We start from the raw sequence: 11,911 nt of genomic DNA, 5'->3' as shown, positions 1-11,911 counted from the left end.
TGCCTGCAGGGGGCGATGTTCCTGCTCGGCGCCGTGCTGGCGGTGCGCGCCGTTCGACCGCCACGACCCGCGCCGGTGCTGGTGTGCGCGGCGGCGAACGCTGCCGGGAACGTGCTCGTCGCGGCGGTACACAGCGGCGCGGGACCCTGGCACGTCGTCGGCGCGGTCCTGGCGATCGCCGGAGGCAACCTGACCGCGCTGGCCGCCGCCCCGATGCTGCGCCCCGCCACCGTCCGGTGGGCGTCGGCGGCACTCGGCGTCACCGGGTTGGCCTGCGCGGCGATGTGGGTGATCACCGACCGGTTGCCGGGCCCGGTGCTGGAGCGGGTGAGCGTGTACACCATCATCTGCTGGCAGCTGCTCGCGGCGGCCGCGCTACTGCCAGCGTGGCGTGAGGGCGCCCAGCGCACCGAGCGCGACGGCGGCAGCGGTTGACGTCCGCAACACCGACGGGCCCAACCGCACCGCCTGCGCGCCTGCGCCGGTCAGCGCGGTCACCTCGTCGTCGGTGATGCCGCCCTCAGGGCCGATGATCAGCATCAGCGAATGTGCCTGCGCGACATCTATTTCAGTGATCGGCCGGCTCGACGACTCGTGCAATATCAGTACGGTGACCGCGGCGTCGGCACGCACCCGGCTCACCAGCTCGGCCGTCGACAGCACCCCGGTGACGGCCGGGATGAACGGGCGGCGGGACTGCCGAGAGGCCGCCCGCGCCACCGCACTCCACCGCCGCAGACCCTTGTCGGCCTTGGCCGCGGACTCCCAGCGTGCGACGCACCGCGCCGCCTGCCAGGCCACCACCGCGTCCGCCCCGGCCTCGGTGGCCAGTTCGACGGCCAGCTCGGAGCGCTCGGACTTCGGGATCGCCTGCACCACGGTGACCGACGGCGCGACGGGCGCCACGGTGCGGCGGTGCAGCACCCGCGCGGTCAGGCGGCCCTTGCCGGTCTCGGTGACCTCGCAGTGCGCGACGACGCCGGCGCCGTCACCCAGGTCCAGCCGCTCGCCGACCCTGATGCGCCGAACGTTGGCCGCGTGGAAGCCCTCGTCGCCGTCCACCACCACCGGCAGGCCCTCTGCGGGGATCGCGTCGACGTAGAAGAGCGCGTCGGTCATCGAGGACGGATGGGCCGCTCAGCGGCCGCTGAACGTCTCACGCAGGCGGCTGAACAACCCGCCCGATGCGGCAGGCGACTGGGTCGAGCGGACCTCGGCGGCGTCGCGGACGCGGTGCTCCTTGAGCTGGCGGAGCAGCTCGGTGTCCTGGCTGTCCAGCCGGGTCGGCACCACCACGTCGATGTGGGCGTGCAGATCGCCACGCACCCCCGACCGCAGATGGGGCATGCCGTGGCCGCGCAGCGTGACGACCGCACCCGGCTGGGTGCCGGCCGGGATCGTGATCTCGGTCGGGCCGTCGAGAATGGCGTCGACGGTCACGGCGGTGCCGAGGGCGGCGTCGATCATCGGCACGGAGACGAAGCAGCGCAGGTCGTCGCCGTCGCGGACGAACACGTCGTGCGGCTTCTCGTGCACCTCGACGTAGAGGTCGCCTGCCGGCCCGCCGCCGGGTCCGACCTCACCCTGGGCGGCCAGCCTCACCCGCATGCCGTCGCCGACGCCCGCGGGGATCTTCACGCTGATGTCGCGGCGGGCGCGCACCCGGCCGTCGCCGCCGCAGCGGTGACACGGGTCGGGGATCACCTCGCCCACGCCGCCGCACACCGGGCACGGCCGGGACGTCATCACCTGGCCGAGCAGCGAGCGCTGCACGGTCTGCACCTCGCCGCGGCCGCCGCAGGTGTCACAGGCCACCGGGGTGGAGTTTCCGTGGGTGCCCTTGCCCTTGCAGAGGTCACAGAGCACCGCCGTGTCGACCGTGACCTGCTTGGTCACGCCGGTGGCGCACTCGGTCAGGTCCAGCCGCATCCGCAGCAGCGAGTCCGATCCGGGGCGCACCCGCCCGACCGGGCCGCGCGATCCGGCGCCGCCGCCGAAGAACGCCTCGAACACGTCGCCGAGGCCGCCGAACCCGCCGCCGAACCCGCCGTTGGCGCCGCCGCCCGCGGTCTCCAGCGGGTCACCGCCGAGGTCGACGATGCGCCGCTTCTCGGGATCCGAGAGTACCTCGTAGGCGACGCTGATCTCCTTGAACCTCGCCTGGGCGGCCTCGTCGGGGTTGACGTCGGGGTGCAGTTCGCGCGCGAGCCTGCGGTAGGCGCGCTTGATCTCCGAATCACTCGCGCCCTTGCTGACTCCGAGCAAGCCGTAATAATCGCGTGCCACGCTTCGCCTGTTCTGTCCTGTCGCCGGCCCGTCCGGGCTCAGCGGCTGCCTAAGACTTCGCCGATGTAGAGAGCAACCGCAGCGACATTAGCGATAGTTCCCGGATAGTCCATTCGTGTGGGCCCCAGCACACCCATGCCGCCGTACACCTTGCCCGAACTGCCGTACGCCGTGCTGACCACCGACGTGCCCGCCATCTGCTCGGCCTCGGTCTCGTGGCCGATGCGCACGGTCACCTTGCCGGCCTCCTGCTGCACGGCCAGCAACTTCAGCACCACCACCTGCTCCTCGAGTGCCTCGAGCACCGAGCGCAACGAACCACCGAAGTCGGCGGTGTTGCGGGTGAGGTTGGCGGTCCCGCCGAGCAGCAGCCGTTCCTCTCGGTGCTCGACGAGCGTCTCCACCAGCACGGTGGCCGACCGGCCGACCGCGTCGGACAGCCCGCCGGACCCGTCGAGGTGTGCGGCGAGATCCGAGACCGCCACGGTCGCCGCCGAGAGCGGCTTGCCCTCGAGCGCCTGACCGAGCAGTTCCCGCAGCTTCGACAGCTGGTGGTCGTCGATCGCGTCACCGAGTTCGACGATGCGCTGGTCGACCCGGCCGGTGTCGGTGATGACCACCAGCAGCAGCCGCGCCGGGGTCAGCGCCACCACCTCGAGGTGGCGCACCGTGGACGTGGTGAGGGTCGGATACTGCACCACCGCGACCTGCCGGGTGAGCTGTGCCAGCAGCCGCACCGCGCGGCGCAGCACGTCGTCGAGGTCGACGCCGTTCTCCAGGAACGTCAGGATGGCCCGCCGTTCCGAGGACGACAGCGGCTTGACCTCGTCGAGGCGATCGACGAACTCGCGGTAGCCCTTCTCGGTGGGCACCCGCCCCGAGCTGGTGTGCGGCTGGGTGATGTAGCCCTCGGCCTCGAGCACGGCCATGTCGTTGCGCACAGTCGCGCTGGACACGCCGAGGTTGTGCCGTTCGACGAGCGTCTTGGAGCCGATGGGCTCCTTGGTGGTCACGAAGTCGGCGACGATGGCCTGCAGTACCTCGAACCGACGATCGTCGGCACTTCCCATGTGTTCACCTGCCCCTGCCCTCGAGTTCGACACCATTTTACGGTCACGGGCGCCGCGACCTCCGCGCGAGCGGCCGATCGGCCCCGCGACGGGCCGCGTCAGGCTCGGCTAACCTGGCGAACCGGGGTTGAAACGCACGGGGGACCGAGTGCCGAAGGCGCGCCGATGATCTTCAAGGGTGTCCGCGAGGGCAAGCCGTATCCCGACCACGGGCTGAGCTACCGCGACTGGTCGCGCATCCCGCCGCGACAACTCCGCCTCGACGAGCTGGTGACCACCACCACCGTGCTGGCGCTCGACCGGCTGCTGTCGGAGGACTCGACGTTCTACGGCGACCTCTTCCCGCACGCCGTGCGCTGGCGCGGCGTCGTCTACCTCGAGGACGGTCTGCACCGCGCGGTGCGCGCCGCGCTGCGGAACCGGATCGTGCTGCATGCGCGCCTGTTCGACATGGACGTCCCGCTGGCCGCCCAGCAGGGTTAGCCGCGGCCGCACCGGCCAGACGATCGCGAAGCGATCCCGGACGCTGACGCCTTGTCCGGCGCCGCGGCCGACCCTACGTTTCGGTGCATGACCACTGTGCTGATCACCGGCTGCTCCTCCGGCTACGGTCTCGCGACCGCCCGCCGGTTCCTCGACGAGGGTTTCGACGTCGTCGCCACCATGCGCACCCCACGCACCGACGTGCTGCCCCCTTCGGATCGGCTGCGGGTGATCCCGCTCGACGTGACGTCGGCAGAGAGCATCGCCGCCGCCGTGACCGGCAGCGGCCCGATCGACGTCCTGGTCAACAACGCGGGCATCGGCGCCATCGGCGCGTTCGAGGCCACGCCGATGCAGACCACCCGGGAGTTGTTCGACACCAACACGTTCGGCGTGATGGCGATGACACAGGCCGTCGTGCCACAGATGCGATCCCGGGGGTCGGGCGTGATCGTGAACGTCACCTCCAGCGTGACACTGGCCGCGATGCCGCTGGCCGCCGTCTACACCGCCAGCAAGATGGCCGTCGAGGGGTTCACGGCGTCGCTGGCGCTCGAACTCGCCTTCTTCGGCGTGCGGGCCAAGCTGGTCGAACCGGGCTACGGCCCCTCGACCAACTTCACCGCCAACGGCCTCCACCGGATGGCCGGGGTCATCCCGCCCGCCTACGAGCCGTTCGCCGCGCCGATCATGGCGTCGTTCGGCGCCGCCGGCGCCGCCACCACCCCGGAGGACGTCGCCGAGGTGGTGCTGTCCGCGGCCACCGACACCTCCGACCGGCTCAGGTTCGCGGCGGGGGCCGACGCGGTGGCGCTCGCCGAATCGACCGCGGGGGTTTAGCGTCTGGGGGTGGGCACACCCGACACCGCGGGCACCGCCGCGGGACCGGTGGAGGAACTGCTCGGCCTGCTGCGACCGGAGGCGGTGCTGTCGAAGGTCATCGACGGCGCAGGCAGCTGGGGTGTCCGCAAGCCCCGCTACGGCGACCCCGCGTTCTGCGTGATGCTGCAGGGGTCGTGTGTCCTGGAAGCCGACGGGCTCGACGCCATCGACCTGCGCGACGGCGACTTCCTGCTGCTTCCGGAGACACCGGGCTTCACCCTGAGCGCGAGCCGCGGCGTCGAACCCGTCCCCACCCCGATCGACCACGGCCGCCGCACCCGCCACGGCGGCGCATCGGAGCCGGTCACGATGCGCATGCTCGGCGGATACTTCCGTGTCGATCCCGCCAACGCGCCGCTGTTGGTGCCGCTGTTGCCGCCCGCCGTCCTGGTGCGCCGCGACGAACCGGGCTCGGCGCGGCTCAGCCGGATCGTCGAGCTGATCGCCGAGGAGGCCGACGGCGAGAGTCCCTGCCGCGACGCGATTCTGCAGCGGCTCGTCGAGGTGCTGCTGATGGAGGCGATCCGGGTCGCCCCGGCGCCCGTCGACCAGGAGCAGCGCGGACTGATCGCGGGACTCTCGGACGCCGTACTGGCGCCCGCCCTGACGCAGCTGCACGCCGACCTCGCACGTGGCTGGACGGTGCAGCACCTCGCGCGCGCCGCATCGGTGTCCCGCGCGGTGTTCGCGCAGCGATTCGCCGAGGTCGTGGGGATGCCGCCGATGCAGTACCTGCTGCAGTGGCGGCTGGCCACGGCAAGGGAACTGCTGCGGTCCGGGCGGCTGTCCACCGCGCAGATCGCACAGCGCGTCGGCTACCAGTCGCCCACCGCGTTCAGCACCGCCTTCTCCCGGCACACCGGTTGCACACCAACCGAATACGCCCGCCGGGTGCAGCGGGACGGCATGCCGGGCTAGCCGCCTGCGGCCGCCATCGCCTCGCGCAGGCTCCTCGGCCGCAGGTCCGCCCAGTTCTCCTCGACGTAGGCGAGGCAGTCGGCGCGCGTGCTCTCGCCGAACACCACCCGCCACCCCGCGGGCACCCCGGCGAACGCCGGCCACAGGCTGTGCTGGTCCTCGTCGTTGACCAGTACGAAGAACTGGCCGTTGTCGTCATCGAAGGGGTTGGTGCTCATCGCTTCTCCTGATCGATCGCTGCGTGGACGGCTCGAACCCGGCGCCGAGCACGCGGTCAGACAACAGTCCGAGACAGCTGAGGTTGGGGAACCCCGGTCCCTGGGTCAGCCCCGCCAGGCCGGGCAGGAACAACTTGGGCGCAAGGTGGTCGACCGAGAGGTCGTCGCCGATCGACTCCTGCAGCGCGTCGCCCGTGAGCGGACCGCCCAGACCCAGTTCGAGCAGATCGAGGGCCTCCTGGCGGAAGAGCGGCACGAACCACAGCGCGTCGGCCCCCGATCCGTCGATCACCAGGTCGAAACCGTGCACCGTCTCGAGTCGCTCCCCGACCCGGTCGGTCTGCAGTGTCAGCCGGATTCGGTCGTCGCGGGCCACCGCGTGGGCCACCCGGCCGCGCAGATGGCGGATCCGGTCGTCGGCCAGCAGCGCCTCCTGCACCCGCGCCGAGAACACCCCGCGGTCGGTGCGCAGCATCGCGTCGCGGCGCTCACCCAGCGTCAGCCCCGCCCAATGGGTGGGGTCCGAGTACAGCGTGTTCTCGAAGAAGCCCTCGCCCCGGGTGAACAGCGTGACCTGCGGCGAGATCACCGTGATCGTCGAAACCCGGTGCCGGAAGAGCTCGTTGAGCATCGTCGCGGCGGTCTCCCCACCACCGATGACGGCGACACGCTCGGCGGCGATCAGCTCGTGCGCGGCGGCGCGGTGCCAGAACTGGGCGATCGAGAGCACCCGCGGGTTGCCCGGCAGGATCGAGCGTTCGGCCTGCCCCGGGCCGGTGATCATCAGCGCGTCGGCCTCCACCGACGTCTCGTGGGTCTGCAGCACCCACCGCGCGGCGTCGGCGCCCGCGTCGACGGTGATGCCGGTGACCTCGCCGTTGACCACGCTCATCCCGACGTTGTCGGCGACCCAGCGCAGGTACTGGCTCCAGCGGCGGTGGGTCGGCGCGGGCCTGCCGCGATCGATCCACTCGGCGAACTGACCGGTGGACACCAGGTAGGACTGCCAGCTGTGCCGCATCATCCTGGTGTCGAGTTCGGCGTTGCGGCGCGGCACCAGCGAGGACCGGTAGGGGAAACCGACGTCCTTCTCCGGACTGGTGCCGAGCCGGTGCTGGCCGTCGGTCCATCCCCCGCTGGCCTGCCAGTTGGCGGCCACCGCGGTGCGCTCGATCGCCACCACGTCGGGCACGTCGACGCCCATGTCGCGCAGTTCGGCGGCCTTGGCGGCCACCGCGACGCCCTTGGCGCCGGCGCCGATCACCGCCAGTGTGCGGCTCATGCGGTCATCTCTCGCATACCTCTTTCAACGCTTCTCGCCAGAACCCTTGCAGCACTTCAACATCGCCAGGGCCCAGGATGTCCGGCAGGGTGCGCCACTGCGTCGCCAGCACGGGCGACGCGCCGTCGGAGAACACCACCGCGTTGAGCGTCAGCTCATACCGGACCGCGAGGTCGGGCTCCGGCAGCTGCGACGCCCCCGCGGTGAGTGCGCGGTCGGGTTGCATGTCGCCCGTCACCGCTCCGAGCTCCGCCCGGCCGAGGTAGTTCAGCAGCAGCTGGGGTTCGCGGTGGGCCCGCAGCCGCGGCGCGGTGTCGGCCCGCAGGTAACGCAGCAGCGCGTAGTCGATGCCGTCACCGGGGACGGCCGCCAGATCCGTGGCGACGTCGGCGCCGATCCGCAGCGGGTAGATGGCCGACATCAGCCCGACCGTCTCGCCGGTGTCCACATCGCCCGAGCCGCCGTCGACGACCGCATCGACGCGGCCGAAGGACTCCAGCGCCAGCAGCGGCGGCGGCGTGTCCTGCCCGCGATGACGGCGCCACCGGGTCACCGTGTCCGCCGCCGCGGCCGCCAGCAGGTGAGCCATCGGCCGGTCGGCGGCGAGCAGCCGTGCGGTGTCGGTGGCGTCGGTGACGCAGACGCTCACCGTGACGTCGCGGGCGCGGTCGGTTCGCGGATCCACCCGCCGCGCACCGAGATCGGGGTCGGCGCCGGCGAGCTGAGCCTCCCAGAAATCGCAGGTGTCGAGCCGGTGCGCGCGCTCGTGCAGCAGCCGCGACCACCGCCGGTACCCGGTGTGCTCGACCGCGGGCGTCGGCTGCCTGCCCGCGGACAGCGCGTGCCAGCCCGCGTCCAGTTCGCCGACCACGATGCGCCACGACGCCGGGTCCATCGCCAGCACGTGCGCCGACAGCACCAGCACGCTGGCCGGAGATGCGCTGTCGCGCAACCACACCGCGGACAGCAGCGCGCCGCGCGAGGGATCGAGCCGCTCGACCGACGTGCGGGTGTGTTCGGCGACGGCGTCGGCCAGCGGGCCGCTCACCGACACCTCGGTGAGGAAGTCCTCGACCGCGCCCGGAACGAAGGTCATGGTGTCGCGGTCGAGCCGGCAGCGCAGCATCTCGTGGCCGTCGACGACGGTGCGCAGCAGGGTGTGCAGGTGGTCGACGGTGATGCCGTCGGGCAGCCGGATGGCCTCGGTCTGCGCCAGCCGCCGCGGGTCGCCGTACTCGTAGAGCCAGTGCACGTTGGCCAGCACGGGGATCGGGCCGTCGCCGTCCTCGTCACCGGCAGCGGCGCCTGCCGATTCGCCGTCCACGGCGGCGGCGAGCTCGCGGATGGTGCCGCATTCGAGCATCAGCCGCGCCCGCAGCGCGACACCGCGCCGCCGCGCGGCCTGCACGACCGACAGCGCGACGATGCTGTCGAGTCCCAGCTGCAGCAGGTCGGCGGTGACGTCCACCTGCCTTCCGGTGTGCAGGATCTCGGCGAGCACCTCGGCCAGTGCGATCTCCGTCGCGGTCTCCGGCGTTGCGACCTCGTCGTCGGGTTCCTGTGCGAGAGCGGCCAGCGCGGGCTCGTCGACCTTGCCGTGCGGCGTCAGCGGCAGCTCGTCGATCAGCACGATGCGGTGCGGAACCATGTAGCGCGGTAGGCGTTTGGTCAGCATCGCCCGGAGTTCGGGGACGGGCGGCGGCGGGTCGGCGGACACGTAGGCGGTCAGCCGCGGCCCGCTGCGGTGGTGCCGCACCGCCACGTGGGCGTGCCGCACCGCGGGGTGTCCGTGCAGCACCGCCGCGATCTCGGCGGGTTCGACGCGGAATCCGCGGATCTTGACCTGGGCATCGGAGCGGCCGAGGAACTGCAGCGACCCGTCGGCCGAGCGGCGCACCACGTCACCGGTGCGGTACATCCGTTCACCGGCGACGAACGGGTCCGCGATGAACCGGCCCGACGTCTCGCCCATCCGGCCGAGGTAGCCGCGGGTGAGCTGGCCGCCCGCGAGGTACAGCTCGCCGGTGACGCCGTCGGGCAGCGGGCGCAGCCAGGAGTCCAGCACGTAGGCGCGGGTGGGTCCGGTGGGCAGGCCGATCGTGGGCGACTCGTGCTCGGCGATCGCGGCGACGACGGCCTCGACCGTGGTCTCGGTGGGGCCGTAGCAGTTGAAGGCCGCCATGCCGGTGCGGGCGCACTCGTCGCGAATAGCGTTCCACGCCGGGATGCCGACCGCCTCACCGCCGAGGGCGAGCACGCCCAGCGGCACCGTGGACAACAGGCCGAACGCCCGCAGCTGGGCGAACATCGACGGCGTGGTGTCGATCAGGTCGACGCCGAACCGGGCGATCGTCGCGACCAGCGCCTCGGCGTCGCGCTGCACGTCGTCGTCGACGATGTGCACGCTGTGCCCGTCGAGCAGGGCCGCCAGCGGCTGCCAGGCCGCGTCGAAGGTGAACGACCACGCGTGCGCCACCGACAGGGTGCGGCCCAACCTTTCCGCCGCGGGGCGAAGCACGCTGCGGGCGTGGTCCTCGGTGTAGGCGAGCACCGCATCGTGGGTGCCGACCACGCCCTTGGGTCGCCCGGTGGTGCCGGAGGTGAAGACGACGTAGGCGGCCTGGCCGCGGTGGGCGGTCACCGGCCGGAAGCCGGTGGCCGGTGCGGCGGTGCACTCGGCGTGCAGGGCGGCGTCGAGGATGAGCGCGGCGCCGCTCTGAGTGACGATGTCGTCGACGCGGCCTGCGGGCATCGCCGGGTCGAGCGGCACGATGACCCCGCCCGCCTTGAGCACGCCGAGCATCGCGATCACATAGTCCGGTCCCCGCGACAGCAGGATCGCCACCGGCGTCTCGGTGCGCACTCCCCTGGCGGCGAGCGCGGCGGCCAGCCGATCGGCGGCCTCGTCGAGCTCACGGTAGGTCAACCGGCCGCCGTCCCACGTCAGCGCGACCGAATCCGGCCGCGACCGAGCGACTTCGGCGAACCGGGCGTGCACTCCACCGGCCCCGGTGGGCGCGAGGAGGGTCGCCGCGGTCGCGGCCTCCTCGCCGTCGAGCAGCACCCCGACGTCGCGCAGCGGCCGCTCCCAGCAGGCGATGAGCCGCTGCGCGGTGGCCAGGACCCGCGCGCCGAGGCTCTCCGGTGTCATTGCGCCCAGCGCCCCGTCGATCACCTCGACGAGCACGGTGAGTTCCCCGTCGGTGAGGTGGGCGGCGACGGTGACCGGGAAGTGCGCGAGGCTCTCCAGCGCCGCGGGGCGGAACCGCGCGCCGGCGGCCTCGAACTCGCCGCTGCCGACAAGTCCGCCCGGCGGGAAGTTCTCGTAGACCAGCAGGGTGTCGAACATCTCGCCGATGCCGGCGATAGACCGCAGCTCGGCGTGCGCCAGGTAGCTGTGGTCGCGCAGCGCGGCGGCCTCCCGCTGCAGGGCGACGCACTGCGCGCCGACGCGCTGCGCCGGGTCGAGCCGCACCCGCAGCGGCACGGTGTTGATGAACAGTCCGACCATCGACTCGACGCCGGCCAGTTCGCCCGGCCTGCCGGACACCGTCACGCCGAACACCACGTCGCTGCGGTCGGTGAAGGTGGAGACGATGTTCGCCCAGGCCATCTGGACCAGCGTGTTGAGGGTGACGCCGCGGGAGCGGGCGGCCTCGGACAGCGCGGCGGTGGCCGGGGCGTCCAGCCGGAGTTCGGTGCGCCGCGGCATCCCGCTGGGCGGTTCGCCGTCGGTGAGCGCCGGAGTGAGCAGCGTCGGACCGGGCAGCCCGGCGAGGTGGTCGCGCCACAGCCGGCGGCTGCCGTCCTGGTCGCGGCCGGCGAGCCAGCCGATGTAGTCGCGGTACGGCCGCGGCGGCGCAGGCAGCGCCGAGGTGTCCCCGCCCGAGCGGTAGAGCGTGATGAGTTCGCCCACGAACAGCGGCAGCGACCAGCCGTCGATCACGATGTGGTGCGCGACGATCACCAGCCGCCAACGGGGCCCTGGCATCTCGACGAGCAGGAAGCGCATCGCCGGACCGTGGCCGAGGTCGAACCGGCGCCTGCGGGCGTCGGCCTCCAACGCCTCGACCTCGTCGGCCGACGCGGTGACGTGCCGCCACGGCACGTCGACCCGCGTCGGGATCACCTGCACCACCCGGGATTTGCTGCCGGCGCGTACGAAGCCGGCCCGCAGGTTGGGGTGGCGTTCGAACATCGCCGCGGCACAGTCGCGCAGCAGCGCCGCGTCCAGGTCGCCGGTGATGTCGGCGGCCATCGCGATCAGGTACGGGTCGGCGGACCCGAGGTCGCCGTCCTCGCTGTCGCTCAGCGTCGTCAGCGAGTAGAGCCCCTGCTGCAGCGGGCTGAGCGCGAGGACGTCCTCGAGGGTCGCGGTCACCGAGCGTCGTCCCCGGCCGACCACGACAGCGTCAGGTCGGCCAGTTCGTCGGCCGACAGCCCCGACGCGCTCATCGCCTCGTGGTGGACGTCGCCGCCCTCCACGCTCTCCCCCGCCGCGTCGACTGCGGCGGCGAGCTCGTGCACGGCCGGGAACTCGAACACCATCCGCGCGGTGAGCCCCAGACCGGCGTCGCGCGCCCGGGCCGCCAGCTGCACGGCGAGGATGCTGTCGCCGCCGAGCGCGAAATAGTCGTCGCCCCGCTGGATCTCGTCGGCGCCCAGCACCTCGGCCATGATCGACGCGAGCGCCTTCTCGGTGTCGGTGCGGGGCGGTTCGGCGGCCACCGCGGCAGGTTGCGCCGCGACCGCGTCGTCGACGCCGCCGGCGC

10 protein-coding genes and 1 pseudogene are annotated in these 11,911 nt (G+C 72.5%); 4 read left to right on the top strand and 7 right to left on the bottom strand.

What is annotated here, in order from left to right:
* Positions 1-435 (top strand): annotated as a pseudogene (locus Q2100_RS23420) (hypothetical protein); the annotation flags it as partial.
* On the opposite strand, the gene Q2100_RS23415 reads toward Q2100_RS23420, so the two are convergent.
* From Q2100_RS23415 to hrcA, 3 genes are read right to left on the bottom strand one after another with little or no spacing between them, the layout of a single operon-like run.
* Positions 376-1,119 (bottom strand): 16S rRNA (uracil(1498)-N(3))-methyltransferase, encoded by a 744-nt coding sequence (locus Q2100_RS23415; RefSeq protein WP_302915980.1) that lies wholly within the window; start codon positions 1,117-1,119, stop codon positions 376-378. The pseudogene Q2100_RS23420 and the gene Q2100_RS23415 overlap by 60 nt on opposite strands.
* Positions 1,120-1,137: 18 nt before the next feature.
* Positions 1,138-2,286: a molecular chaperone DnaJ gene (gene dnaJ, locus Q2100_RS23410; RefSeq protein ID WP_302915979.1), complete on the bottom strand. Its 1,149-nt coding sequence runs from the start codon at positions 2,284-2,286 to the stop codon at positions 1,138-1,140.
* 38 nt (positions 2,287-2,324) lie between these two features.
* Positions 2,325-3,356 carry a heat-inducible transcriptional repressor HrcA gene (gene hrcA, locus Q2100_RS23405; protein WP_269893302.1) on the bottom strand — a complete coding sequence of 344 codons (1,032 nt, stop codon included), beginning with the start codon at positions 3,354-3,356 and terminating at the stop codon, positions 2,325-2,327.
* Positions 3,357-3,521: 165 nt separating this feature from the next.
* Between hrcA and Q2100_RS23400 the strand changes: the two genes are divergently transcribed.
* The 3 genes from Q2100_RS23400 to Q2100_RS23390 all read left to right on the top strand — a co-directional run bounded on the left by Q2100_RS23400 (position 3,522) and on the right by Q2100_RS23390 (position 5,639).
* Positions 3,522-3,839: a type II toxin-antitoxin system VapB family antitoxin gene (locus Q2100_RS23400; RefSeq protein ID WP_264011527.1), complete on the top strand. Its 318-nt coding sequence runs from the start codon at positions 3,522-3,524 to the stop codon at positions 3,837-3,839.
* A gap of 87 nt (positions 3,840-3,926) precedes the next feature.
* A complete protein-coding gene (locus Q2100_RS23395; protein ID WP_302915978.1) occupies positions 3,927-4,679 on the top strand; it encodes an SDR family oxidoreductase in 753 nt (250 codons plus the stop codon).
* A 9-nt stretch (positions 4,680-4,688) separates the two neighbouring features.
* Positions 4,689-5,639, top strand: a complete 951-nt coding sequence (locus Q2100_RS23390) for an AraC family transcriptional regulator (protein ID WP_302915977.1) — start codon at positions 4,689-4,691, stop codon at positions 5,637-5,639.
* Here the strand turns inward: Q2100_RS23390 and Q2100_RS23385 are convergent.
* From Q2100_RS23385 to Q2100_RS23370, 4 genes are all read right to left on the bottom strand, one after another.
* Positions 5,636-5,857, bottom strand: a complete 222-nt coding sequence (locus Q2100_RS23385) for an MbtH family protein (RefSeq protein ID WP_264011525.1) — start codon at positions 5,855-5,857, stop codon at positions 5,636-5,638. The two genes, Q2100_RS23390 and Q2100_RS23385, sit on opposite strands and share 4 nt — an antisense overlap.
* Positions 5,835-7,139 carry an NADPH-dependent L-lysine N(6)-monooxygenase MbtG gene (mbtG, locus tag Q2100_RS23380; RefSeq protein WP_264011524.1) on the bottom strand — a complete coding sequence of 435 codons (1,305 nt, stop codon included), beginning with the start codon at positions 7,137-7,139 and terminating at the stop codon, positions 5,835-5,837. The genes Q2100_RS23385 and mbtG overlap by 23 nt, the downstream gene beginning before the upstream one ends.
* Before the next feature lie 4 nt (positions 7,140-7,143).
* Positions 7,144-11,520 (bottom strand): non-ribosomal peptide synthetase, encoded by a 4,377-nt coding sequence (locus tag Q2100_RS23375; RefSeq protein WP_302915976.1) that lies wholly within the window; start codon positions 11,518-11,520, stop codon positions 7,144-7,146.
* A partial coding sequence (locus tag Q2100_RS23370) for a phosphopantetheine-binding protein (RefSeq protein WP_302915975.1) occupies positions 11,517-11,911 on the bottom strand: 395 nt, incomplete at its 5' end. The genes Q2100_RS23370 and Q2100_RS23375, both read right to left, overlap by 4 nt.

This window comes from Mycolicibacterium arseniciresistens, from assembly GCF_030519285.1.
Taxonomy (GTDB): Bacteria; Actinomycetota; Actinomycetes; order Mycobacteriales; family Mycobacteriaceae; genus Mycobacterium; species Mycobacterium arseniciresistens.
The sequence above is the reverse complement of the archived record's forward strand: the minus strand, read 5'-3'. Positions and strand labels throughout refer to the sequence as shown.